The following is a 24874-nucleotide window of genomic DNA, read 5'->3' on the forward strand; positions in this document are numbered from 1 at the left end:
CGCCGCGCCGGTCGGCGGACATATTGACACGGCGCAAGGTCCGTCCTTGCGTCATGGGGCCAGGCTCGCCCGCGAGGCAGACAAGAGTCGGTGGAGGAAACCATGTCGGATCATCGCGTCTTCAACGTGCTGTTCCTGTGCACGACCAACTGCGCCCGCTCGCTGATGGCGGAATGCATCCTGAACCGGATCGGCGAGGGCCACTTCCGCGCCTGGTCGGCCGGCGTCGAGCCTGCCGCGGAGGCGCATCCGGAGGCCCTGAAGCTGCTCGGCGGCCTCAGCTACGACACCTCCGGCCTGCGCCCGAAGAGCTGGACCGAGTACGCCCGGCCGGACGCGCCGCATTTCGATTTCGTCTTCACCGTGTGCGACGACGCGGCCGACGAGACCTGCGCCACCCTGCCGGGCGAGCCGTGGCACCGGATGTCGGCGCACTGGGGCATTCCGGACCCCAAGCTGGCGCACGGCCGGGGCATCGACATCGCCCTGGCCTTCGCCGAAGCCTATCGCCTGCTGCACCAGCGCGTCTCCATCTTCGCCGCGCTGCCGGTGCGCTCGCTGGACCGGCTGGCCCTGCAGGAGCATCTGGAGGCGATCGGCCGCGCCGAGCTGCCACCCCAGGCGCAGGCGGGCTGACGCCTCAGCCGGCGCCGCGGCGAAAGGCTCCGGGGCTGGCGCCGGTCCATTTGCGGAAGGCGCGATGGAAGGCGCTGGGCTCGGAAAAGCCCAGCTCGGCGGCGATCTCGCCCACGGGGCGCGCGGTGGCGCGCAGCAGTTCCTCGGCCCGGACGCGGCGCAGCTCGTCCTTGATGTCGCGGTAGGGGTGCCCTTCCTGCGCCAGCCGGCGGCGCAGGGTGGAGGCCGGCATCCGCAGCTGGCGGGCGAGCGTGTCGAAATCCGGCCAGCCGCCGGCCGGCGCCTCGCGCAGCCGCGCCCGCACCCGCGCCGCGATGCCCGCGTCGTGGCGGTAGCGCACCAGGATGTTGGCCGGCGCGCCACGCAGGAACTCCTTCAGCGCCCGCTCGTTGCGCGCCGTGGGCAGGCTGAGGAAATCGGCATCGAAGGCGAGGCGGCTCTGCGGCGCGTGAAACCGCACCGGCGCGCCGAAGAACAGCCGGTAGTCGGCCTCGTGCTCCGGCGGGCCGCAGCGGAAGTCCACCCGGCGCAGCGGCACGCGCCGGCCCACCAGCCAGCAGGTGATGCCATGGACGATGATCCAGTAGGTGCGGTAGGCGAAGGCGGACCGCGGCGCGCCGCGATCGTGCAGCACCACGCTGGCCAGCCCGTCCGCCACCTCCAGCCGCCCTTCCGGGTCCTCCAGCACCACCCGCAGGAAGCGCAGCGCCCGCCGCAGCGCCCGCTCCAGCGTCGGCGCGCCCATCATGGCGTGGCACAGCAGGGTGAAGCTGCCGCTGCGCATGGGCCGGGCGGCGAGGCCGAAGAATTCATCGTCCATGGCCTCGGCGGCCGCGGTCCACAAGGCCCCGTACTGCTCGGCCGAGACGGTGCCCCGCACCGGCGCCGCGAGCCCCGCGCGCGCCAGCACCGGCGCCGCGTCGATGCCCTGCGCGGCAAGGCAATCGAGCGCGTCGTCCACGAAGCAGGCGGAGATCATGCGCCGTTCCATGGGGCTCCTCGGAGTATGGCAGAACCGATCACCAAATTAGTGCAGTTCGGTCATCGTATGCCACACCTCTTCGCCGCTAGATCGCCGGAAAGCAGAACGGATCCCGGCCCTCAGGGTCGAAACGGGATCGATGGAGGACAATGATGGCCGAAGGCCCCAACGCCCCCGAGATCGCCGTGACCCATGCGTCCGCCGCCAGCGCCTTCCGCCTGGAGGACCTGACCGCGCTCCTCGACGGCGATTTCGAAACGGGCATGAACGTGTGCGTGGAATGCTGCGACCGCCACGTTGCGGCGGGCGGCACCGCGCTCGAATGGGAAAGCGCCGACGGGCGCCACGCGCGCTACAGCTTCGCGCAGATGAAGGAGCTTTCCGCCCGCTTCGCCAACCTTCTGGCGGCGCAGGGCATCAAGCCCGGCGACGTGGTGGCGGGCCTGCTGCCGCGCACCCCGGAGCTGCTCGTCACCATTCTCGGCACCTGGCGCGCGGGCGCGGTCTACCAGCCGCTGTTCACCGCCTTCGGCCCCAAGGCCATCGAGCACCGACTGAAGACTTCCGGCGCCCGGCTGGTGGTGACCGACCCCACCAACCGCCCGAAGCTCGACGAGGTGCCCAACGCGCCCATGGTGGCCGTGGTCACCCGCCCGGGCGCGGAGGCCCTGCGCGAAGGCGATCTCGACCTCCATGCCGAGCTCGCCAGCCAGAGCGATGCGTTCGAGCCGGTGATGCGCCGTGGCGGGGACCTGTTCCTCATGATGTCCACCTCCGGCACCACCGGCCTGCCCAAGGGCGTGCCGGTGCCGCTGAAGGCGCTTCCGGCCTTCTACGCCTACATGCGCGACGCGGTGGACCTGCGGCCGGAGGACACGTTCTGGAACATCGCCGATCCCGGCTGGGCCTATGGCCTCTATTATGCGGTGACCGGCCCGCTCCTCATGGGGCATGCCACCACCTTCTATGACGGCCCGTTCAACGCCGCGGCCACCTACGACCTGATCAGGCGCCACGGCATCACCAACCTTGCCGGCGCGCCCACCGCCTACCGGCTGCTGATCGCCGCCGGCCCGGAGGCCGCCGAAGCCGTGAAAGGCCGGCTGCGCGTCGTCTCCAGCGCCGGCGAGCCGCTGAACCCGGAAGTCATCCGCTGGTTCGCCGAGCACCTTGGCGCGCCGATCCACGACCATTACGGCCAGACCGAGCTGGGCATGGTGGTGAACAACCACCACCGGCTCGTCCATGAGGTGCATCCCGGCTCCGCCGGCTTCCCCATGCCGGGCTATCGGGTGGCGGTGCTCGACGAAGCCGGCGCCGAGCTCGGCCCCAACGTGCCGGGCGTGCTGGCGGTGGACATGGCCCGCTCGCCTCTGCTCTGGTTCACCGGCTACTGGCAGCAGGAGACGCCGTCCATGGCCGGCGGCTACTACCGCACCGGCGACACGGTGGAGCTGGAGACCGACGGCCGCATCAGCTTCGTCGGCCGCGCCGACGACGTCATCACCTCGTCCGGATACCGGATCGGCCCGTTCGACGTGGAGAGCGCGCTGATCGAGCATCCGGCGGTGATCGAGGCCGCGGTGATCGGCGTGCCCGACCCCGAGCGCACCGAGATCGTGAAGGCCTACGTCATCCTGCGCGCCGGCACCGAGCCGACGGAGGCGCTGGCCGAGGAACTGCGGCAGTATGTGAAGCGCCGGCTCTCGGCCCACGCCTACCCCCGCGAGATCGAGTTCATGGACGAGCTGCCGAAGACGCCAAGCGGCAAGCTGCAGCGCTTCATGCTGCGCAACCGCGAGGCGGCCAAGGCGAAGGACAGCGCCGCCTGAGCCGGCGGCGCCAAGGACAAAGGGAGAGGAAAACCCATGCAGATCAGTGATCGCGTCTTCATCGTCACCGGCGCCGGCTCCGGCCTCGGCGCGGCCGTCACCCGGATGCTGGTGGCGGGCGGCGGCAAGGTGGTGGGCATTGACGTGAACGCCGCGGCCGGCGAGGCCATCGCCACCGAGCTGGGCGACGCGGTGCGCTTCGTGAAGGGCGACGTGACCAGCGAGGCCGACGGCATCGCCGCCGTCACGCTGGCGAAGGAGGCGTTCGGCCACCTCAACGGCCTCGTCAACTGCGCCGGCGTCGCGCCCGGCGAGAAGGTGGTGGGCCGCGACGCCCCGCACCGGCTCGACAGCTTCGCCCGCGCCGTGGGCATCAACCTCATCGGCACCTTCAACATGCTGCGGCTCGCCGCCGACGCCATCGTGAAGGAGGAGCCCACCGCCGACGGCGAGCGCGGCGTCATCATCAACACCGCCTCCATCGCCGCCTTCGACGGACAGATCGGCCAGGCCGCCTACGCCGCCTCCAAGGGCGGCGTCGCCGCGCTCACCCTGCCGGTGGCGCGCGAGCTGGCCCGGTTCGGCGTGCGCGTGGTCACCATCGCGCCGGGCATCTTCGAGACGCCCATGATGGCCGGCCTGCCGCAGGAGGTGCAGGACTCGCTCGGCAAGACCGTGCCGTTCCCGCCCCGGCTCGGCCGGCCGCCCGAATATGCGGCGCTGGTCCGGCACATCCTCGAGAACACCATGCTCAACGGCGAGGTCATCCGCCTCGACGGCGCGCTGCGCATGGCGCCGCGCTGACGGCCTGAACCCAAGGGAGGATTAAGAACATGACCGCTTCCGATCCCATCGTCATCGTCGGTTCCGCCCGCACCCCCATGGGCGGCTTCCAGGGCGACCTGAAGGACGTGACCGCCTCCGCCCTCGGCGCCGCCGCCATCTCCTCCGCCCTCTCCCGTGCCGGCCTTGCGCCCGAGGCGGTGGAAGAGGTGGTGTTCGGCTGCGTGCTGCCCGCCGGCCAGGGCCAGGCGCCGGCCCGTCAGGCCGCGCTCGGCGCCGGCCTGCCGCTCGGCACCGGTGCCACCACCGTCAACAAGATGTGCGGCTCCGGCATGAAGGCCGCCATGTTCGCCAACGACCTGCTGCTCGCCGGCTCGGCCGACGTGGCGGTGGCCGGCGGCATGGAGAGCATGACCAACGCCCCCTACCTGCTCGACCGCGCCCGCGGTGGCTACCGCATGGGCCACGGCCGGGTGCTCGACCACATGTTCCTCGACGGGCTGGAGGACGCCTACGACAAGGGGCGCCTGATGGGCACCTTCGCCGAGGATTGCGCCGAGGCCTACCAGTTCACCCGCGAGGCGCAGGACGCCTTCGCCATCGCCTCCCTCACCAAGGCCCAGAAGGCCATGGCGAACGGCGGCTTCGATGCCGAGATCACGCCGGTCACCGTCAAGGCCGGCAAGACCGAGCGCGTGGTCAGCGCCGACGAGCAGCCCCCGAAGGCGAAGCTGGACAAGATCCCCACCCTCAAGCCCGCCTTCCGCGACGGCGGCACGGTGACGGCGGCCAATTCCTCCTCCATCTCGGACGGCGCCGCGGCGCTCGTGCTGATGCGCCGCTCGGAGGCGGAGAAGCGCGGCCTGACCCCGCTCGCCGCCATCGTCGGGCATTCCACCCACGCCCAGGCGCCCAACCTCTTCACCACCGCCCCGGTGGGCGCGATCCGCAAGCTGGCCGACAAGACCGGCTGGGACCTGAAGGACGTGGACCTGTTCGAGATCAACGAGGCGTTCGCCGTGGTGCCCATGGTGGCGATCCACGACCTCGGCCTGCCGCAGGACAAGGTGAACGTCCACGGCGGCGCCTGCGCCCTCGGCCATCCCATCGGCGCCTCCGGTGCCCGGGTGATGGTGACCCTTCTGGCTGCCTTGCAGAAGTACGGGCTGAAGCGCGGCGTCGCCTCCCTGTGCATCGGCGGCGGCGAGGCCACCGCGGTGGCCATCGAGCGGCTGAGCTGAGGCACGATCCCCTTCCCGGGCGCGGGTTCATTCCCGCGCCCGGCTGCACCCCTGCCCGCCCAGCCCTGCGCGGGGCGCCGGCATAGCAGCCGCCCGGCGCCGGGCCTTTCTTCCAGAGGAAACGCATCCATGATCCTCACCGAAACGCAGACGGAGATCCGCGAGGCGGTGCGCGCATTCGCGCAGGAGCGCCTTGCGCCCGGCGCCGCGGCGCGCGACCGCGAGCACCGCTTCCCGAAGGAGGAGCTGAAGGAGCTCGGCGCCCTCGGCTTCCTCGGCATGCTGGTGCCGGAGGCCTATGGCGGCTCGCAGATCGACGCCGTCTCCTACGCTTTGGCGCTGGAGGAGATCGCGGCCGCCGACGGCGCCTGCTCCACCATCGTCAGCGTGCATTCCTCCGTGGGCTGCATGCCCATCGTGAAGTTCGGCACCGAGGCGCAGAAGCAGCGCTTTCTGCCCAAGCTCGCCTCGGGCGAATGGATCGGCGGCTTCGCCCTCACCGAGCCGCACACCGGATCGGACGCCGCCGCCATCCGCACCCGCGCCCGGCGCGACGGCGATCATTACGTGCTCTCCGGCGCCAAGCAGTTCATCACCTCGGGCCAGAACGGCGATGTCATCATCGTGTTCGCGGTGACCGACCCCGACGCCGGCAAGAAGGGCATCTCCGCCTTCATCGTCCCCACCGACACCCCCGGCTACGAGGTGGTGCGGGTGGAGGAGAAGCTGGGACAGCACTCCTCCGACACCTGCCAGCTCGCCTTCAACGACATGCGCCTGCCGGCGGACCTGCGGCTCGGCGCCGAGGGCGAGGGGCTCAAGATCGCGCTCGCCAATCTGGAGGGCGGGCGCATCGGCATCGCCTCCCAGTCGGTGGGCATGGCCCGCGCCGCGTTCGAGGCCGCCCGCGCCTACGCCCACGACCGGGTGACCTTCGGCAAGCCCATCATCGAGCATCAGGCGGTGGCCTTCCGCCTCGCCGACATGGCGACCCGCATTGCCGCCGCCCGCCAGATGGTGCTGCACGCGGCCAGCCTGCGCGAGGCCGGCCTGCCCTGCCTCACCGAGGCCTCCATGGCCAAGCTGTTCGCCTCCGAGACCGCCGAGGCGGTGTGCTCGGCGGCGATCCAGGTGCACGGCGGCTACGGCTATCTGAACGACTTCCCGGTGGAGCGGATCTATCGCGACGTGCGGGTGTGCCAGATCTATGAAGGCACCAGCGACGTGCAGCGCATCGTCATCGCCCGCAGCCTGTGAGCCGCGCCGCCGCCTGATGGCCCCTCCCGCCCGCGGGAGGGGATTTCGCGTTTGAAGAAAGTGAATTCCAAGCGCCGCGCCAAGCGGCCGATCGGAGGAGACCCATGGCAGAGACCACCGCGCCCGACACCATCGCCCGCGCCGTCCCGTCAGCAGAACCGTCCGCCGCGCCGCGCGGCCCGCTCGCGGGCATCCGCGTCGTCGACCTGTCGCGGCTCGCGCCCGGCCCTTATTGCACCATGCTGCTGGCCGATCTCGGCGCGGAGGTGATCGTGGTGGGCGGCGGGCGCGCCGGCGTCGCCATTCCGGAATTCTCGCGCGGCAAGCGCCACATCTCGCTGGACCTGAAGGCGCCAGAGGGGCGCGCCGCGCTGAAAGCGCTGGTGCAGACGGCGGACGTGCTGGTGGAAGGCTTCCGCCCGGGCGTGGCGGATCGGATCGGCGCCGGCTATGCCGAGCTCTCCGCGCTCAATCCGCGCCTCGTCTATTGCGCCGTCACCGGCTTCGGGCAGACCGGTCCGCGCGCGCTGGAGGCGGGGCACGACATCACCTACCTCGCGCTCGCGGGGGTGCTCGGCTCCATGGGGCCGCGCAACGGCCCGCCCGAGGCGCCGCTGAACCTCGTGGCCGATTTCGCCGGCGGGAGCCTCGTCGCGACCATCGGCATCCTTGCGGCGGTGATCGAGGCTAAGGCCTCCGGCAAGGGCCAGTTCATCGATGCCGCCATGATCGACGGCGCGCTCTCGCTCATGGCCATGCACCTGCCCCTGTGGCGCACGCCCCACTGGCCGGCCCGCGGCGACGGGCTGCTGGGCGGCGGGGCGCCCTTCTACCGCTCCTATGCCTGCGCGGACGGACGGCACGTGGCGGTGGGCGCGCTGGAGCGCGGCTTCTTCGAGGCCCTCTGGCGCATGCTGGAGCTGGGCGAGGTGCCGGACCACATGCGCCGGGACCTGTGGCCGCAGATCGAGCGCACGCTGGCGGAGACGTTCATCCGCAAGCCGCGCGATGACTGGAGCGCCCTGTTCGCCGGTACCGACGCCTGCGTCGCCCCGGTGCTCGACCCGGACGAGATCTGGGACGACCCCCACATCACCGCCCGCCACGCCGGCTGCGGGCCGAACCGGGTGCCGGCGGTGCCGAAGCTCTCCCGCACCCCGGCGGTGGCGCACCCCGCCGACCTCTCCGACCAGACGGGCGCCGTTCTCGCCGAGCTCGGCCTGTCGCCCGGGGAGATTCGCGCCGCCACGGCGCCGGATGATCCCGCGGCGCGCTCGGGCCTCTCTTGGCCGCCCGAGCTGCGCTGACGCGCTCCGCGCTGTTGGCCGCCCGAGCTGCGCCGACGCGCTCCGCGCTGTTGGCCGCCCAAGCTGCGCCGACGCGCTCCGCGCTGTTGGCCGCCCGAGCTGCGCTGAGGCGCCTCGCTCCCCCGGGGCGTCGCCCGGCTGTAGGATCGCGCCGATTCCGATCCGGGGGAGCCGATGACCGCGACCATCTATGGCATCAAGGCGTGCGACACCATGAAGAAGGCCCGCACGTGGCTGGAGGGCCACGGCGTCGCCTACGCCTTCCATGACTACAAGGCCGCCGGCATCGGCCGTGACAAGCTGGAGGCATGGGCGGATGCGGTGGGCTGGGAAAAGCTCATCAACCGTTCCGGCACCACCTTCCGCAAGCTCCCGGAGGCCGACAAGGAGGGGCTGGACCGCGCCAAGGCCATCGCCCTGATGCTGGCGCAGCCCTCCATGATCCGCCGGCCGGTGCTGGAAACCGATGGCCCGCTGCTGGTGGGCTTCCGGCCCGAGGAATACGCCGCGGCGCTCGGCTGAGCGGCTCGCGCCTTGCCGCTGCGGTAGCCGGCGGTTTCCGCGCCAACGCGTGCGCCCAGGGCATGCCTGCGATCCGCCGGCAGCCCTTGGTGGCGGCGGGGTCCTGCGCTATCGGACGCCGGGCGCCGCGCTTGCGTCCGACAGCCGGAGCCGCCGCCGTGACGCCACCGCCCGTCCGCCTTTCCCCGACCGTCCCGCGGCGCCGGCACATGCGTGCGGCCGACCGGGAGCAGGCGATCCTGCAGGAGGCGGTACGCTTCTTCGCCGAGCACGGGTTCGAGGGGCAGACGCGCGAGCTGGCGCGGCGCCTCGGCATCACCCATTCGGCGATCTACCGTTACATCCCCAGCAAGGAAGCGCTGATCGAGCGGGTGTACGAGCACATCTATCTCAGCCGCTGGAACCCCGGCTGGGAGGCGCTGGTGCAGGATCGCGCCCGGCCGCTGGAGGCGCGGCTGACCCAGTTCTACCGGGAATACGTGGAGCAGGTCTTCGATTACCACTGGGTCCGCATCTTCGTCTATTCCGGCATGAAGTCCTTCGACATCACCTCGCGGTATCTGGAGATCGTCCGCAGCCGTGTGGTCCTGCCCGCCTGCGCCGAGCTGCGGGCGGAGCTGACGCTGCCGCCGCCGGGCGAGATCCCCGTGGGGGTGCGGGAGGAGGAGCTGTTCTGGGGGCTGCACGGGCGGATCTTCTATCTCGCCATCCGCCGCTACGTGTACGGCACCCCCTGCCCGGAGAACCTCGACCCCATCGTGTGCGATGCGGTGCGATCCTTCCGCGCGGGGGTCGAGCCGGTGCTGCGGGACATCCTCGCGCAAGCCGCCTGAGGCATGGTTTCGAGGCTCCCGCCCCATGCCGATGGGGAAGACGGACCTCTCGCCAAGCGGGTATCGCGTTGCTAGAGTGCGCCTTGTTCTCGCCTTCGTGATCTGGTGTAGCGAGGGGCATAAAGGGAAAAGTTACCGAGTTCATTCAGGTTTGCGGGGCTGGCGGTCGGTCCGGGCGGGTGCCCGGTTCCAGAAGTGAGTCGCTGGCAGGTCGGGCGGAGCGATCCACCCGGTGCGAGGCTTGTGCGCTGCACGCGCGCTGTCGGGCCCTGCAGAAGAGGATGATCGCCGGCATGCCGGCAACGCTGATAGCGGGGACCATGAGGCACACCAACCCACTGCCCGACGAGGATGAGGCCTACTACGCCCCGCTGGGGTCGGCAGGTCATCCGCGCAGCGGATCGGGCCATGGCACATTGGTCGGTATCTTCACCGGCGTCGCGGCGGGCCTGATGGTCGCCGGCGGCGCGCTGTGGGTCAGCCAGGGCTCGTTCGCCTTCGGCGTTCCCGAGCCCCGCGTGGCAGAAACCCGCGCCCCCGTAGCCGAGGTGGCCGGCTCCGACGTCACCGACATGTCCCTGGTCGTGTCCTCCGGCATGCTGGAGCTGGAATCCGGCCGCATCTACATGACCAGCCTCGCCATCGAGGGCGCGCCGTTCGTGCCGCCGGGCGGCCGCGTTGCCGCCGCGCCGATGCCGGGGCCCCAGCAGGCGCTGCGCTCCGTGCCGCTGCCGCTGGCCAACCCGCTCAACCGCAACCAGATGGCGGCCGCCGACGGCATCCGCGCCCTGCAGCAGATCGACCAGAGCGGCGCCCCCCTGCCCCAGCGCAATCCGCTGGTGCGCGAGCAGCGCCTCGCCTACGCCTCGCTGCCCGATCCGTCCGCGCCGCTCGACACGCCTCCGCCGGCCGCGTCCAGCGCGCCCACCGCACCGTCGCTCGGCCCGGGGCCGGACGACGAGGTGGCCCTGCCCACCGCCGGCAGCGGCTATGCGCTCTACGACATCAAGGGCAAGGTCGTGTACATGCCCAACGGCGAGCGGCTGGAAGCCCACTCCGGCTATGGCGAGATGTTCGACGACCCGCGCCACGTCTCCAAGCGCATGGTCGGGCCGACCCCGCCCAACGTCTATTCGCTGACCATGCGCGAGGCGCTGTTCCACGGCGTGGAGGCGGTGCGCCTCAACCCGGTCGGCACCGGCAAGATGTACGGCCGCACCGGCATCCTCGCCCACACCTACCTGCTCGGCCCGCGCGGCGATTCCAACGGCTGCGTCTCCATCAAGGACTACGACCGCTTCCTCGCCGCCTTCAAGCGCGGCGAAGTCAAGAAGATGGTGGTCGTCGAGCAGCTGAAGAACGCGCCCAAGGAGCAGAACTTCCTGCTCTCCTGGCTGAAGCCGCAGTGATCCGGCGCGGCCGGGGCGCCGCGCATTCCGGCTGAGGTCAGGTCAAAGGGACTTAAGGTAAGGGGGCGCTGCCTCTATAGTCGGGGGCGGAGGAAACGCCCCATGAAAATCACCATAAAGAATCGCCTGAAATCCCTCGCCGGCATCGCCGCCCTCGCGCTCGGCCTCGCCGCCGGCCCCGCGGTGGCACAGACCTATCCCGACCGTCCGATCCGCATGGTGGTGCCGTTCGCGGCCGGCGGGTCCACCGACATCGTGGCCCGCATCATCGCCGCCAAGATGAGCGAGATCCTCAAGCAGCAGATCGTGGTGGAAAACCGCGCCGGCGCCGGTGGCAATGCGGGCGCGGCGGCGGTCGCGCGGGCGGCGCCGGATGGCTACACCATCCTCATGGGCACGGTGGCGACCCATGCCATCAACCCGGCCCTCTACACCAGGATGCCGTATGATCCGGTCAAGGATTTCGCCCCCATCTCGCTGCTGGTGAACGTGCCCAACGTGGTGGTCGTCCACCCCTCGCTCAACGTGAAGACCGTGGGCGAGCTGATCGCGCTGCTGAAGGCCAACCCCGACAAGTACGAGTACGCCTCCTCGGGCATCGGCACGCCGCTGCACCTGTCGGGCGCGCTGTTCGAGAGCATGGCGGGGGTGAAGATGGTCCACGTGCCCTACAAGGGCGCCGGCCCCGCCTTGCTGGACGTGGTGGCCGGGCAGGTGAAGATCATGTTCGACAACCTGCCCTCCTCCATCGGCCAGATCCGCAAGGGCGGCGTGATCGGCCTCGCCGTGACCACCAAGGAGCGCTCGCCCGCCGCCCCCGACATGCCGACCGTCTCGGAATCCGGCCTGCCCGGTTACGAGACCTATTCCTGGAACGCCATCTTCGCCCCCGCCGGCACGCCGATGGCCATCATCGACACGCTGGCCAAGGCCGGCGCCGAGGCAGTGGCGGACCCGGCCGTGAAGGCGCGCCTTGCCGACCTGTCGGCCGTGACCGTCGGCTCCACGCCGGCCGCGCTCGGCGAGCACGTGAAGGCGGAGCTGGCCAAGTGGGGACCGGTGGTGAAGGCCTCCGGCGCCTCGCTGACGGAATGAGACCGCGCCGTCGCCGGCGGCAGCCTGCCACCGGCGACGGTGCCCCGGTGATTGACGGGGCGGCGGCCGGCGTACAATAGTAGTCCTGCCCCGTGATCCCTGCCGGAAGGTGTCCCGTGACCAGCTCCCTCAACGACGTTTGGTCGGCCCTCGCCAGCGCCAATCCCCAGCTGGCGGACGTGCTGGACAAGGTGGAGAGCCGCACCGAGGAGGTGTTCGCGCAGATCCAGGAGCAGGTGCAGGAGCGGACGGACACGCTGCATACGCTGCTTTCCGAAAGCATCAATCTCGGCGACGTGCAGGATGCGCTCGGCCAGGTGGTCTCGGCGCTGGAGAACCTGCATACGGTGGCGACCACCCAGGCGAGCGAGGTCGCATCCGACCTGCATGTGACCTGGGACAGCCTGTTCTCCGAGAAGCTCGGCGCCGTCGGCGAGAGCCTGACCACGCTGCACGACACGGTGCATTCCGACGTGGCGAGCTTCGTGGATGCCCTCGACGGCCATGCCCCGACCCCGGCGGAGGTGAAGGCGCTGGTGGGCGATCTGGGGGATGCGTTCCACACCTTCCTCACCAGCCTGCGGGACAGCCTGCACACCGACACGCTCGTCTGAGGGCCCCGCCGGTCTGAGCTCCCGCCTGGTGCCGGCCTCCGGCGAGGCCGGTCGTCGCGGGCCTGGGCGGCTTGACCGCCTTGCCTGCCTGCCCGCCACCTCTTCACGCGCCTCACAGCTGTGCCGTGCCGGTCCATCCCGGACGGTGGCGCTCGGCAATTTCCGCCCCATACACTATCCCCTGATACCTGCGACACCGCAGCTGGGCGCGCTGCCCGTGTGCCGTGCAAGCCTCGCACCAGCCCCGCGGCCGGCGCAGGGCTCGTTTTTGGCATCAAGACTCTGATATTTATTACTTTTTTACGTTTCTGGCCGCGCGGCGGGACATGACGCGGTTTGATCTTCGTCAAGGCCCATCAGCCGGCTAAGATGCAGTCTTTCCAACACGTCGAGGGGTTCCCGCGCGACGTGGGGACGCATGTGTCGCAAACGCCGGCCGCCGCGGAGCGCGGCCGAGCAGAAAGAGGAATGGAATGGCCAGCTCGGAACTCGACAACCTTCAGACGACGGACGGCCCGGCGGGCGATGTGCCGCCGGCAGTGGAGGCGAGCCTTGCCGAGGAACGACGTGAGGCCGCCCAGGAGGCGGGCGTGCACGCCGTTCAGGCCATCGCCGATGCCGGCACCTCCAGGGAGGGCCTCGAGGCGATCATCGCCGGCGCCGCGCCGGACGATGCGGTGCGCCTGCGCCGGTCGCTCGGCCTTCCCAAGCCCGGCGGCCAACCCCGTGTCACCAGCGACGAGCTGTCGGACGACTGGCGCACCGGCGGATATCCGTTCAAGTACAAGATGTTGCGCCGCGACTACGAGCGCGAGAAGTTCATCCTGCAGACCGAGCTGCTCAAGCTGCAGTCGTGGGTGAAGGAATCGCACCAGCGCGTCATCATCCTGTTCGAGGGGCGCGACGCGGCCGGCAAGGGCGGCGCCATCAAGCGCTTCATGGAGCACCTCAATCCGCGCGGCGCCCGCGTGGTGGCGCTGGAGAAGCCCAGCGAGGTGGAGCGCGGACAGTGGTACTTCCAGCGCTACGTCAGCCACCTGCCCACCATGGGCGAGATCGTGCTGTTCGACCGCTCCTGGTACAACCGCGCCGGCGTCGAGCGGGTGATGGGCTTCTGCAGCGACGACGAGTATCGCGAGTTCCTGCGCCAGGCGCCGGAGTTCGAGCGCAACCTCGCGCGCAGCGGCATCCATCTCATCAAGTTCTGGTTCTCGGTGAGCCAGGATGAGCAGCGCCGTCGCTTCAAGGAGCGCAAGGTGCATCCGCTGAAGCAGTGGAAGCTCTCGCCGGTGGACCTCGCCTCCCTCGACAAGTGGGACGACTACACCCGCGCCAAGGAAGGCATGTTCTTCCACACCGACACGGCCGACTCGCCCTGGACCGTCGTCAAGTCCGACGACAAGAAGCGCGCGCGCCTGAATGCCATGCGCTACGTGCTGCACTCCCTGCCCTATACGGGCAAGGATCCCAAGCGCATCGGCGTGGTGGACAATCTCATCGTCGGGCGCGCCAACACCATCCACGAGCGCGGCGAATTCAGCCTGACCCGCTGAGACGCCCTGGACACCTGAAGCGACGGGGCGCGCCACCTGCGGCGCGCCCCGTCCGCGTTTTCAGCGCCGGTCGCGGAACATCTCGTAGAGATGCTGCTGGACCTCGCGCGCGGCCTTTTCCGCCTGCTGCTCGGGATAGTTGGTCACCACCACCACCGAGAGCTGGCTCACCGGCTCCACCAGCACCTTCGCGAGGTTCATGCTGTTGGAGCCGTTGTGCGTCAGCACCGGCGCCCTGGCCCAGTCGAACGCCACGATGCCCCAGCCGAACGCGTATTCACCCGCTGCGGGCGTGCCGGGGGGCGGGTCCTTGAACGGCGGCGTCTTCACCCGCGGGCGATGGATCTCGGCCAGGGTCTCGGGCTTGACGATGGCCGGGCCGCGCTTGCCGCCGCCGGCGTTCCAGTCGGCCCAGCGGGCAAAATCCAGCACCGACATGTGGGCGATGCCGGCGGGGCCCGTCACGGCCGGAATGTCCGCCGCCGAGCCCCAGCCGATGGGCGTCACCACGCCCTTGTCGTCGATGGAGTGGCCGAACGGCGCGTCATACCGGCCGAAGGTCGCCTGCGGGCCGAAGCCGGCCGTCTTCAGGCCCAGCGGCTCATAGATGCGCTCGCGCACCAGCTGCTCCCACGACTGGCCGGAGACCTCCTCCAGCATGGCGCCGGCGAAGATGTAGCCGAGGTTGGCGTACTGGAACGGGGAGCCCTCCTTCGGCACCTGCGGCGCGTGGGCCTTCCAGCGCTCCAGCGCGTCGAGGCGCAGGTCGGTCGGGCCCTTCTGGAACTCCACCGGGTTGAAGTAGATGTCGATGATCTCCGGCGTGTCGGAGGGGATGCCGCTGGTGTGGTCCAGCAGCTGTTCCAGCGTCACCGCGGCGAGTGCCGGGTTGATGCCCTGCACCTTCTTGCCCAGCACCTCGCCGAGGGTGGTGGTCCACTTGATCTTGCCCTCGTCCACCAGCGTGCCGGCAACCGTCGCGGTCAGCGCCTTGGTGTCGGAGCCGAGGTGGAAGCGGTCCTCCAGGGTGACGGGGATGTCCTTGCCCGCGACGCGCGTGCCCACCGCCCCGGCGGCGATGATCTCGCCGTTGCGCGCCACCGCAGCCGCCAGCGCCGGCAGTCCGTAGCGGGCCCGCACCTGCGCGAGATAGCTGTCCAGGCTCTCCATGGCGCGGGCGCCTGACCCGCAGGAGGCCGCAACGCAGGCAGCGAGGCCAAGCGCGGCGAGGCGCGCGAACAGGGGTTTCATCGGGTGTCTCCTCAAACGGCGGCGCAGTATCGGCCAGCCCGGCGCCAGGGCCAAGGCCAAGCCGGCGCGCGAGGAGAGGCGCTTTCACCGGGCGTCCCGGCACCGGCAACCCGACCGGCGCCGTCACTCCGGGCTCCGGGCAAGCGGACGCCCCCGCGGCGCCGTGCCCGTGCCGGCGCGACGGCGCCAGCGCGAATCCACCTCCCGGCTCGAGCCGGGAGGCGGGAAACCTGTCAGCGGAACAGGCTCGGCAGCCAGAGGGTGAGCGCCGGCACGTAGGTGACGAGCATCAGCACCGCGATGGAGGCGCCGAAGAAGGGCCAGATGGTGCGCATCGCCTCGCGGATGGATATGCGCCCCACCGCGCAGCCGACGAACAGCACGGTCCCCACCGGCGGCGTGTTGAGGCCGATGCCGGCGTTCAGGATCATGATCACCCCGAAATGCACCGGGTCGACCCCGAAGGCCTTCACCACCGGCAGCAGCACCGGGGTGGCGATGATGATCATGGGCGCCATGTCCATGAAGGTGCCGAGCACCAGCAGGGCCACGTTCACCAGCAGCAGCACGGTGATGGGATCATTGGCCACCGCGCGGATGGCGCCGATCATCAGCTGCTGCACCTGCAGGAAGCCCATCAGCCAGCCGAACGAGGCCGCGGTGCCGATCACGAGCAGCACCATGGCGGTCGTGCGCACCGCGCCGAGCACCGCATGGATGAAACCGGCGAGGTCCAGCTCGCGATAGACGAACACCGCCACCAGAAAGGCGTAGAGAACCGCGACGCATGAGCTCTCGGTGGCGGTGAAGATGCCCGAGCGCACGCCGCCGAAGATGATGGCGATGAGCAGCAGCCCCGGCACCGAGGCGAGGAGATAGCCTCCCACCCGGGCGAAGCCGGGAAACGGCTCGGCCGGATAGCCGCGGCGCACCGCCACCACGTAGGCCGTCACCATCAGCGCCGCCGCCAGCAGCAGGCCGGGGATGATGCCGGCGGTGAACAGGTCCGCCACCGACACGTTGCCGCCGGCCGCGATGGAATACAGGATCATGTTGTGCGAGGGCGGGATCATCAGGGCGATGATGGCGGCGTTGACCGTCACGTTGACGGCGTAGCCGGCGTCATAGCCGCGCTTCACCATCTGCGGGATCATCAGCCCGCCCACCGCGGAAGCGTCCGCCACCGCCGAGCCGGAGATGCCGCCGAACAGGGTCGAGGTGACGATGTTCACCTGCCCGAGGCCGCCCCGCACGTGGCCGACGAGGCCGGCTGCGAAGCGGATGAGCCGGTTGGCGATGCCGCCGCGCACCATCAGGTCGCCGGCGAAGATGAAGAACGGGATCGCCATCATGGCGAACACGTTCATGCCGGAGTTGAGCTGCTGGAACACCACGATGGGCGGCAGGCCCATGTAGAGCACCGTCGCCAGCGAGGCGATGCCGAGGCAGAAGGCGATCGGCATGCCGAGGATCATCAGCACGGTGAAGGAGCCGAACAGGATCGTGTAGGACATCAGGCCACCTCCTCGGCGCCGCAGGCCTCGTCGCCGTGCTCCTCGGCCGGTGTCGGCACGTCGACGAGCACGTCCAGGAAGCGCTCGGCGGCGAACAGCGCGATCAGCACGCCGCCGCCGATGAGCGGAAAGAAGTCCACCCCGCCGGGCCAGCCCAGCACCGGCACCACAGAGCCCCAGGTGCCCTGGGCGAGCACGGTGCCGTAATAGGCCATGGCCACGCCGAAGGCGGCGATGAGGGCGAGGTTGACGAGGTCCATGCCCCGCCGCACCGCAGCCGGCATGTTGTGGCGCACGAGGTCCAGCCCCAGGTGCACGCTCTCGCGCACGCCCACCGCCGAACCGAACAGGATGAACCAGCTCATGAGCTGCAGCGACAGCGGCTCGGACCAGTTGGGGGAATCGTTCAGCCAGTAGCGCGAGAACACCTGCCAGCCGACGATGAGCGTCATCGTCACCAGGCCGATCCCGGAGAGCCAGAGCGCGGCCGTGCTCATCTTGTCCAGCACGGCGCGGGCCGTGACCAGGAAGCCCCGCATTGTCATTTCCTCCCAACACTTTGTCTGGACCTGCCTTGCGCGGTGCGGCGCCCGTTCATCACGGGGGCGCCGCACCGGCGGCGGCCTATTTGACGGCCTGGATCCGCGCGACGAGATCCTTCTGCTTCGGATCGGTGACGAAGCGGTCGTAGACCGGCTTCATGGCGGCCTGGAATTCCGCCTTGTCGACCTTGATGACGTTGACGCCCGAGGCTCGGACCTTCTCCTCCGAGACCTTCTCGCGGGCCGTCCACAGCTCGCGCATCTTCGCCACGGAATCCTTCGCCGCCTGGCGGATGATGGCCTGATCCTCCGGCTTGAGCTGGTCGAAGGCGATCTTCGACATCATCAGGATCTCGGGGTTCAGCGAGTGCTCGGTGAGGGTGTAGTTCTTCGCCACCTCGAAGTGGCGGGAGGACTCGTAGGAAGGCCAGTTGTTCTCGGCCCCGTCCACGACGCCGGTCTCCAGCGAGGAATAGACCTCGCCGAACGGCATGGGCGTGGCGTTCGCCCCGAACGCGCTCATCATGGCGATCCACAGGTCCGACTGCTGCACCCGGATCTTCTGGCCCTTGAGGTCGGCGAGGCTCTTCACCGGCTTGCGCGTGGTGTAGAAGGAGCGCGCCCCGGAATCGTAATAAGCGAGCCCGATGAAGCCCTTGGGCGTGAAGCCGGCGAGGATCTCATCGCCGATCGGGCCGTCCAGCACCTTGTGCAGGTGCTCGGTGTCGCGGAACAGGAACGGCAGGCCCAGCACCACCGTCTCGGGCACCACGTTGTTGAGCGCGCCGGCATTCACCCGGTCGAGGGCGATCACGCCGAACTTGGTCTGCTCGATGGTGTCCTTCTCGCCGCCCAGCACGGCGCTGGGATAGACCTCGATCTTGATGCGCCCCTTGGTGCGCTCGGCCACGAGGTCGGCCATGTACTTCACCGCCTCGACGGTGGGATAGCCGGCCGGGTGGATGTCGGCCGAGCGCAGGGTGATCTGCTGCGCCCGCGCGCCCTCCACGCCGAGGCCGAGCCCGGCCGCGGACAGAACCGCCGCGACCAGCGCCGCGGACAGGGCGCGCCGTCGTGTGTGATGTCCCATGTCTTCCTCCCTGTTCGGCGGGCCCGATGGGCCCTGGCGATGCCGATGTGTGTCGTTTGGGTGTTCAGGCCCCCATGGGCGGAAAGCCGAAGAGCTCCTGCGGATTGGTCACGAGCGCGCGCTGGCGGGCGGCCGCATCGGGCAGCCAGCCGAGCACGGTCTCGGTGAGGGTCGCGTCGTCGGGATAGTCCGCGCTCGTCTTCGCGAGATTGTGCGGCCAGTTGGTGCCCCAGACGATGCGCTCCGGGGCGTGGGCGGCGAGCACGCGGGCCACCGATGCCACGTCGTCATATTCCGGCGCCCCGACCTTCGAGGATTCGTAGACGCCGGCGAACTTGAACCAGGTCCGCCCCCGGTCCATCAGCCGCTTCACGGCCGCCACCTCGGGGCCGTCCGGGGACGCGCCGGAGAAGAACTTGCCGTGGTGGTCCAGCACCCAGCGCGACGCGAGGCGTTCCAGCCGCGGCAGATGATCGAGGATGCGCGAGCCGTCGAACTGCACCGCCAGCATCCAGCCGCGCGCGGCGGCAAGGGCGTCCACCGCCTCCAGATCGGCAAGGCCCACGGCCCCGCCGGGAAGATCCATGATGCGGGCGCCGACGATCCCCGCCGCCGACAGGCGGTCCAGCTCCGCCTCGGTCGTGGTGCCGTCGATCACCGCCACGCCGCGTGCCGCCGCGCCCATCTCGGCGAGGCAGACGAGAAGGTTGGAATTGTCGCGCTGGTGCGCGTTGCCCTGGGTGACGACCACCCGGTCGATGCCGAGCCAGCCCATCACCTGCCGGTACTGGTCCGCATCCGGCAGCGCGCCGGCGGGCAGGCCGGGACCGCCCGGAAGCGCCGGGAAGCCGGGCTGGTACATGTGCATCTGCGTGTCGATGGTGCCTTTCGGCAGCGGCGGCTGCGGCGGGCGGCCGGACAGGGTGCGCACCAGCATCTCAGGCCTCCCGCATGCGGAATTCGGCCAGAGCCGCGCGGTCGATCTCGATGCCGAGGCCGGGTCCGTCGGGGATGGCGACGACGCCGGCCACATGCTCGATGGGGCGCGTCACCACCGCCTGGCGGAACGGGTTCTCGGTGCGGTCGAACTCGAGGATCGGCTCGATGGGGTTGACCCGCACCGGGTTCGGCACCATCGCCGCCATGAACTGGAGCGCGGCCGCGATCTGCACCGCCGTGCCCCAGACGTGCGGCACGAGCCGCACGCCATGCAGGGCGGCCATGTCCGCCACCCGCCGGGCCTCGGTGAAGCCGCCCACGCCGCAGACATCCGGCTGGATGATGTCGACGGCGCGCGTCTCGATGGGCTCGCGCATGCCCCAGCGGGTGTGCCACGTCTCGCCGCCCGCCACCGGGATCGGCTGGCCGGCACGCACCGCCCGGTAGGCGTCGAGCTGTTCCGGCACCACCGGCTCCTCGAACCAGTCGATGCCGAGGTCCGCCGCGCGCCGACCGAAGGCGACGGCCTCCAGCACGTCGTAGCCGTGGTTGGCGTCCACCATCAGCCGCATCTCGGGCCCGACGGCGGCACGCACCGCGCGGACCACCTCCAGATCCTGCTCCACGCCGAAGCCGATCTTGATCTTGGCGGCATGGAAGCCGGCGGCGGCGTGCTCCGCCATCTCCTGCGCATTGTCGGCGACGCGGTCCACGCCGTCGCGCTTGAAGCTGCCCGTGGCATAGGCCTTCACGCTCTCGCGGAAGCGCCCGCCGAGCAGGGTGGCGACGGAGGCGCCGAAATGCTTGCCCTTGATGTCCCACAGCGCAATGTCGATGCCCGACAAGGCGGTGATGGTGAGGCCGCGCTGGCCCTGATCGCGCAGCGCATTGTAGAGCCGGGCCCAGAGCTTCTCCGTCTCCAGCGGATCGGCGCCAATGAGCCAGGGGGCGTAGGCCTCCACCACCGCCGCATTGGCGCGAGCGGGGCCGAGGCATTCGCCCCAGCCAACGGTGCCGTCGTCGCAGACGATCTCGACCAGCACATGGACCCGCCGGTCGAAGCGCATGGACGCGCTCTCGAACGGCACCGCCAGCCGGTGCTCCAGAAGGTGGGTGCGGACCGCCGCGATCCTCATGGCCCGCCTCAGCGCCGGTAGGGAGCGATGAGCTGGGCCAGCATCTCCTCTTCCGGCCCGGTCAGGTCGTCGAGGGGCGCGCGCACCTTGCCGGCGTCGAAGCCCTGCAGGCGCACGCCGGCCTTGATGGCGGAGACCGCATAGCCCTTGCGGCGGTTGCGGATGGTCATGAAGGGATAGAAGAAGTCCTTCAGCAGCCGCTCGCAGGTGGCGCGATCGCCGGCCCGCAGGGCGTCGTAGAACTCCACCGCCAGGCCGGGCACGAAGTTGAACACCGCCGAGGAATAGGTGGTGAAGCCGGCGCCGAGATAGGCCTCGGCGAACAGTTCCGCCGTGGGCATGCCGCCGAGATAGGTGAGCCGGTCGCCCATCACCGCCGTGATCTGCCGCACAAGACCGATCTGGCCGGTGCCGTCCTTGAAGCCGACGAGGTTGGGGCAGGCGTCGCACAGGCGCGCCAGCGTCTCCACCTGGAGGACGCTGTTGTCGCGGTTGTAGACCATGACGCCGATGCCGACCGCGTCGCACACCGCCTTCACGTGGGCGTAGAGGCCCTCCTGCGGCGCATCGATGAGATAGTGGGGCAGCAGCAGCAGCCCGTCGGCGCCGGCCTTTTCGGCGGCACGGGCGATCTCCACGGCGATCTCGGTGCCATAGCCGCAGCCGGAGACGATCGCGGTGTCGCCCGATGCCTCCTTGGCGGCGCGCACGACGGCGGGGATTTCGGACGGGGCGAGCGAGAAGAACTCGCCGGTGCCGCCGGCGGCGAACAGCACGGGCGCCGGGTAGCTGGCCAGCCACTCCACGTGGCGGGCGTAGCTTTCCGCGTGGAAGCGGCCCTCGGCATCGAAATGGGTGACGGGGAAGGACAGAAGTCCGGCGCCGAGGGCGACCTTGATGTCCTGCGGTGTCATGGGAGCTCCTCTGCCTCGCCGGTGCCGCGGGCTCCGTCTCTCGCGGACGGTCAGCACCCGGGCAGAGTTGTCATACATGCGCGGCGCGGATGCGTCAATAACTTATATGATAAGTTTGCGCTGATCGCGCAGCAGCGCGCGGTAGCGGGACTGGCTCCCGCGCAGGTGCTCGCGCATGGCCTCGCGCGCGGCATCCTCATCGCCGTTGGAGATGGCGGCGACGATCCGGCTGTGCTCGCTGTCGATCAGCTTGATGTAGGCCGAATCCTTTTCCGGCGCGTCGGAACGCAGGGCGGCGCGGGGAATGGCGTTCTGCCCCAGCAGGGTCAGGAATTCGGGGAAGCGCGGATTGTTGGTGGCCTCGGCGATGGCGAGATGCAGCGCGAAATCCGCCTCGCTGGTGACGCGGCCGGCCTCCAGCGCCTCGCGCACGGCGAAGTGCCGGTCGAGGATCACCTCCTCCTGAGCCGGAGAGCGGCGCAGGGCGGCAAGGCCGGCGGCCTCGACCTCCACCGCCGTGCGCAGCTCGAGCAGCTCGATGGTGGATGAAACCCGTTCCGGATCAATGCCCTGAAGCGCGACAGGCGGACTGGGCTGAGGCTCCAGAACAAACACGCCGGCGCCCTGGCGCGCCTCCACCAGACGATCCGCCCTGAGGGCTGCGATGGCCTCGCGCACCACGGTGCGGCTCACGCCGTGGGCGGCGGTCAGCTGGGCCTCGCTCGGCAGCTTGCTGCCCGGCGGGAACTGCCCGGACAGGATGGCCTGCCGCAAGGTGTCGCTGACGCGCTCCACCAGCGTCTCCGAGCCGCGCCCGGCACGCACCGAAGGACGCGCCGCGCTCCGCACTCTCGCCGTTCCATCGGTCTGGCTGGTCACGCGCATCCCCATCGGTTGTCCGCAGCACGGCGAGCAGAGCACCGGCCTTAGTGATATGTCAAGTTTGGTACAAGTTGCGCCGCGCCGCCGCCAGCCTTGAGAAGTCGCCACATACATATATGATAAGTTTGCATCCACATGATGCGTGAACACACGACCCGGGAGGGGGAATGCTCAAGAGACTGCTCGTGACAGGCGCCGCGGGAGGGCTCGGCAGGGCCATGCGCGGACGCCTTTCCCATGTGGCGCAGACGCTGCGCCTCTCCGACATTGCGGACCTGGGCGAGGCCGCCCCCCACGAGGAGCTGGTGCCGTGCGACCTCGGCGATGCGGCCGCCGTCCATGCGCTGGTTGAAGGCTGCGACGGCATCCTGCATCTGGGCGGCGTATCGGTGGAGGACAAGTTCTCCAAGATCCTCAACGCCAACATCCTCGGCCTCTACAATCTGTATGAAGCCGCGCGCGCCACCGGCCAGCCGCGCATCCTGTTCGCCTCCTCCAACCACACGGTCGGCTTCTACCGGCAAGACCGGGCCATCGACGCCACCGCCCCCATGCGTCCGGACGGCCTCTACGGCGTGTCCAAATGCTTCGGCGAGGCGCTCGCCCGCATGTATTTCGAGAAGTTCGGGCAGGAAACGGCGCTGGTGCGCATCGGCAGCTGCATGGACAAGCCGAAGAACCACCGCATGCTGTCCACCTGGATGTCCTACGATGATTTCGCGGCGCTGATCGATTGCGTCTTCCGCGCGCCGCTGCTCGGCTGCCCGATCATCTGGGGCATCTCGGACAATGACAGCAAATGGTGGGACAACACGCCCGCCGCCTTCCTCGGCTGGCGGCCGCGCGACAATGCCGAACGCTTCCGCGCCGAGCTCGATGCCACCGTCCCCCGCCCCGGCTCCGGCGAGCCGCTCGCGCTGTATCAGGGCGGCGCCTTCGTCGCCGATCCCATCTTTCCGGAAGACCAGCCATGAGCGTTGAGCCCGAAGGCCGTCACCTCATCGCCGGCGCCTGGGTCGCCGGCACGGAGACATTCGAGAACCGGCCGGTGGAGGGACCTGCCCGCAGCTTCGCGCGTGGCACGCCGGCCGACATGGACGCTGCCGCCACCGCCGCCGAAGCCACCTTCCCGGCCTTCGCCGACACCTCGCGCGCCGAGCGGGCGCTGTTCCTGGAGGCCATCGCCGACGCCATCGAGGCCCGCGGCGCCGCCCTGACGGCGATCGCGACCCGCGAGACCGGCCTTCCCGCGGCGCGGATCGAGGGCGAGCGGGGGCGCACCACCGGCCAGTTGCGTCTGTTCGCGGGCCATGTCCGCGACGGCGCCTATCTCGACCGCCGGCACGACATCGCCCTGCCCGGCCGCGCGCCCCTGCCGCGCCCCGACATCCGGCTGATGCAGCGTCCCATTGGACCGGTCGCCGTGTTCGGCGCCTCCAACTTCCCCCTCGCCTTCTCCACCGCCGGCGGCGACACCGCATCGGCGCTGGCGGCCGGCTGCCCGGTGGTGGTGAAGGGCCATCCGGCCCACCCCGGCACCAGCGAGATCGTGGCCGAGGCCATCCTCGATGCCATCCGCGCGCGCGGCATAGACCCCGGCGTGTTCAGCCTTGTCCATTCGGACACGATCGAAGCCGGCGCGGCGCTGGTGCGCCATCCGCTCATCACCGCCGTGGGCTTCACCGGATCGCTGAAGGCCGGGCGCGCCCTGTTCGACCTCGCCATGTCGCGCCCGGCGCCGATCCCGTTCTACGGCGAGCTCGGCGCGGTCAACCCCATGTTCCTGCTGCCCCACGCCCTCAAGGCGCGGGCGGTGCAGATCGGGACCGGCTGGGCGGCCTCCCTGACCCAGGGCGTGGGGCAATTCTGCACCAATCCGGGCGTGGCCATCGCCATCGCCGGTCCCGACGCCGACGCCTTCGCCGCCGCTGCGCTCGACGGCCTGACGGCGGTGGCGCCCCAGCCCATGCTGACGGACGGCATCGCCGCCGCCTTCCGCTCCGGCCGCGATGCGCTGGCGGAAAAGGCGGCCGTGCGCCGGGCGCTGTGCGCGCAGGCCCAGGGCCGCAACGGCGCACCTGCGCTGTTCGAGACCACCGGCGCAGCCTTCATGGCCGATCCGGCTCTCGCGCACGAGGTGTTCGGCCCGCTCGGGCTGCTGGTGCGGGTGGACGACGCGGCAGAGATGGAGACCCTCGCGCGCGGCCTCGAGGGCCAGCTGACCGCCACCCTGCAGATGGACGACGCCGACCTGCCGTTGGCGCGGCGCCTGATGCCGGTGCTGGAGCGCAAGGCCGGGCGCGTGCTGACCAATGGCTTTCCCACCGGGGTCGAGGTGGGCGAGGCGATGGTGCATGGCGGCCCCTACCCCGCCTCCACCAATTTCGGCGCCACATCGGTGGGCACCATGGCGATCCGGCGTTTCCTGCGGCCGGTCAGCTACCAGAACCTGCCGGAGGCGCTGCTGCCCGAGGATCTGCGTGGATGAGCGGGCCGCAGGCTCCCCGAAAACGCTGACAGCTTAAAACGCGAGCCCCCTGAA

General features: G+C 70.3%; 23 protein-coding genes. 14 read left to right on the forward strand and 9 right to left on the reverse strand.

From position 1 onward, the window contains the following. Positions 1-102: 102 nt before the first annotated feature. Positions 103-636, forward strand: a complete 534-nt coding sequence (locus V5F49_RS01620; protein ID WP_394118434.1) for an arsenate reductase ArsC — start codon at positions 103-105, stop codon at positions 634-636. A gap of 4 nt (positions 637-640) precedes the next feature. On the opposite strand, the gene V5F49_RS01625 is transcribed toward V5F49_RS01620, so the two are convergent. Then, entirely contained in the window at positions 641-1627 is a 987-nt protein-coding gene (locus tag V5F49_RS01625) for an AraC family transcriptional regulator (protein WP_394118435.1), read from the reverse strand. Between the two features lie 143 nt (positions 1628-1770). On the opposite strand from V5F49_RS01625, the gene V5F49_RS01630 reads away from it, so the two are divergent. The 11 genes from V5F49_RS01630 to ppk2 all read left to right on the forward strand — a co-directional run bounded on the left by V5F49_RS01630 (position 1771) and on the right by ppk2 (position 14064). Beyond that, the gene (locus tag V5F49_RS01630; protein ID WP_394118436.1) at positions 1771-3450 is read left to right on the forward strand and encodes an acyl-CoA synthetase; all 1680 of its coding nucleotides are present in this window, start codon (positions 1771-1773) and stop codon (positions 3448-3450) included. A gap of 36 nt (positions 3451-3486) precedes the next feature. Further along, on the forward strand, positions 3487-4254 hold the full coding sequence (locus V5F49_RS01635; RefSeq protein ID WP_394118437.1) for a 3-hydroxyacyl-CoA dehydrogenase: 768 nt from the start codon (positions 3487-3489) through the stop codon (positions 4252-4254). Between the two features lie 29 nt (positions 4255-4283). Next, positions 4284-5474 (forward strand): acetyl-CoA C-acyltransferase, encoded by a 1191-nt coding sequence (locus V5F49_RS01640; RefSeq protein ID WP_394118438.1) that lies wholly within the window; start codon positions 4284-4286, stop codon positions 5472-5474. Between the two features lie 129 nt (positions 5475-5603). After that, positions 5604-6731, forward strand: coding sequence for an acyl-CoA dehydrogenase family protein (locus V5F49_RS01645; RefSeq protein ID WP_394118439.1), 1128 nt, complete (start codon positions 5604-5606; stop codon positions 6729-6731). A gap of 104 nt (positions 6732-6835) precedes the next feature. Further along, positions 6836-8038 (forward strand): CaiB/BaiF CoA transferase family protein, encoded by a 1203-nt coding sequence (locus tag V5F49_RS01650; protein ID WP_394118440.1) that lies wholly within the window; start codon positions 6836-6838, stop codon positions 8036-8038. 174 nt (positions 8039-8212) lie between these two features. Then, the gene (locus V5F49_RS01655) at positions 8213-8560 is read left to right on the forward strand and encodes an ArsC family reductase (RefSeq protein WP_394118441.1); all 348 of its coding nucleotides are present in this window, start codon (positions 8213-8215) and stop codon (positions 8558-8560) included. 209 nt (positions 8561-8769) lie between these two features. Then, the gene (locus tag V5F49_RS01660) at positions 8770-9393 is read left to right on the forward strand and encodes a TetR/AcrR family transcriptional regulator (RefSeq protein WP_394118442.1); all 624 of its coding nucleotides are present in this window, start codon (positions 8770-8772) and stop codon (positions 9391-9393) included. 320 nt (positions 9394-9713) lie between these two features. Continuing rightward, positions 9714-10802, forward strand: a complete 1089-nt coding sequence (locus tag V5F49_RS01665; protein WP_394118443.1) for a DUF2778 domain-containing protein — start codon at positions 9714-9716, stop codon at positions 10800-10802. Positions 10803-10904: 102 nt separating this feature from the next. Next, positions 10905-11897: a Bug family tripartite tricarboxylate transporter substrate binding protein gene (locus tag V5F49_RS01670; RefSeq protein WP_394118444.1), complete on the forward strand. Its 993-nt coding sequence runs from the start codon at positions 10905-10907 to the stop codon at positions 11895-11897. A gap of 116 nt (positions 11898-12013) precedes the next feature. After that, positions 12014-12511: a hypothetical protein gene (locus tag V5F49_RS01675; RefSeq protein ID WP_394118445.1), complete on the forward strand. Its 498-nt coding sequence runs from the start codon at positions 12014-12016 to the stop codon at positions 12509-12511. A gap of 473 nt (positions 12512-12984) precedes the next feature. Beyond that, complete coding sequence (gene ppk2 / locus V5F49_RS01680) at positions 12985-14064, forward strand: polyphosphate kinase 2 (protein WP_394118446.1); 1080 nt, start codon at positions 12985-12987, stop codon at positions 14062-14064. Between the two features lie 60 nt (positions 14065-14124). Here the strand turns inward: ppk2 and V5F49_RS01685 are convergent, their stop codons facing one another. The 8 genes from V5F49_RS01685 to V5F49_RS01720 form a co-directional block, all read right to left on the reverse strand. Then, complete coding sequence (locus V5F49_RS01685) at positions 14125-15315, reverse strand: serine hydrolase domain-containing protein (protein ID WP_394118447.1); 1191 nt, start codon at positions 15313-15315, stop codon at positions 14125-14127. A 233-nt stretch (positions 15316-15548) separates the two neighbouring features. Further along, positions 15549-16829, reverse strand: a complete 1281-nt coding sequence (locus tag V5F49_RS01690) for a TRAP transporter large permease (RefSeq protein WP_394118448.1) — start codon at positions 16827-16829, stop codon at positions 15549-15551. Then, positions 16829-17368, reverse strand: a complete 540-nt coding sequence (locus tag V5F49_RS01695) for a TRAP transporter small permease (RefSeq protein ID WP_394118449.1) — start codon at positions 17366-17368, stop codon at positions 16829-16831. The genes V5F49_RS01690 and V5F49_RS01695 overlap by 1 nt, the downstream gene beginning before the upstream one ends. A gap of 85 nt (positions 17369-17453) precedes the next feature. After that, a complete protein-coding gene (locus tag V5F49_RS01700; RefSeq protein WP_394118450.1) occupies positions 17454-18461 on the reverse strand; it encodes a TRAP transporter substrate-binding protein in 1008 nt (335 codons plus the stop codon). Positions 18462-18525: 64 nt separating this feature from the next. Further along, positions 18526-19398, reverse strand: coding sequence for an amidohydrolase family protein (locus V5F49_RS01705; protein ID WP_394118451.1), 873 nt, complete (start codon positions 19396-19398; stop codon positions 18526-18528). A gap of 1 nt (position 19399) precedes the next feature. Then, positions 19400-20536, reverse strand: coding sequence for a mandelate racemase/muconate lactonizing enzyme family protein (locus tag V5F49_RS01710; protein ID WP_394118452.1), 1137 nt, complete (start codon positions 20534-20536; stop codon positions 19400-19402). 8 nt (positions 20537-20544) lie between these two features. Continuing rightward, positions 20545-21450: a 5-dehydro-4-deoxyglucarate dehydratase gene (gene kdgD / locus V5F49_RS01715; RefSeq protein WP_394118453.1), complete on the reverse strand. Its 906-nt coding sequence runs from the start codon at positions 21448-21450 to the stop codon at positions 20545-20547. Between the two features lie 102 nt (positions 21451-21552). Beyond that, positions 21553-22245, reverse strand: coding sequence for an FCD domain-containing protein (locus tag V5F49_RS01720; protein WP_509210729.1), 693 nt, complete (start codon positions 22243-22245; stop codon positions 21553-21555). A 254-nt stretch (positions 22246-22499) separates the two neighbouring features. Between V5F49_RS01720 and V5F49_RS01725 the strand changes: the two genes are divergently transcribed. Both V5F49_RS01725 and V5F49_RS01730 read left to right on the forward strand, forming a co-directional pair. Further along, positions 22500-23306, forward strand: coding sequence for an NAD-dependent epimerase/dehydratase family protein (locus tag V5F49_RS01725; protein ID WP_394118455.1), 807 nt, complete (start codon positions 22500-22502; stop codon positions 23304-23306). Then, entirely contained in the window at positions 23303-24820 is a 1518-nt protein-coding gene (locus V5F49_RS01730) for an aldehyde dehydrogenase (NADP(+)) (RefSeq protein ID WP_394118456.1), read from the forward strand. Before V5F49_RS01725 ends, V5F49_RS01730 begins: the two co-directional genes overlap by 4 nt. Positions 24821-24874 lie beyond the last annotated feature (54 nt).

The organism is Xanthobacter lutulentifluminis, assembly GCF_043194675.2.
Classification (GTDB): Bacteria; Pseudomonadota; Alphaproteobacteria; order Rhizobiales; family Xanthobacteraceae; genus Xanthobacter.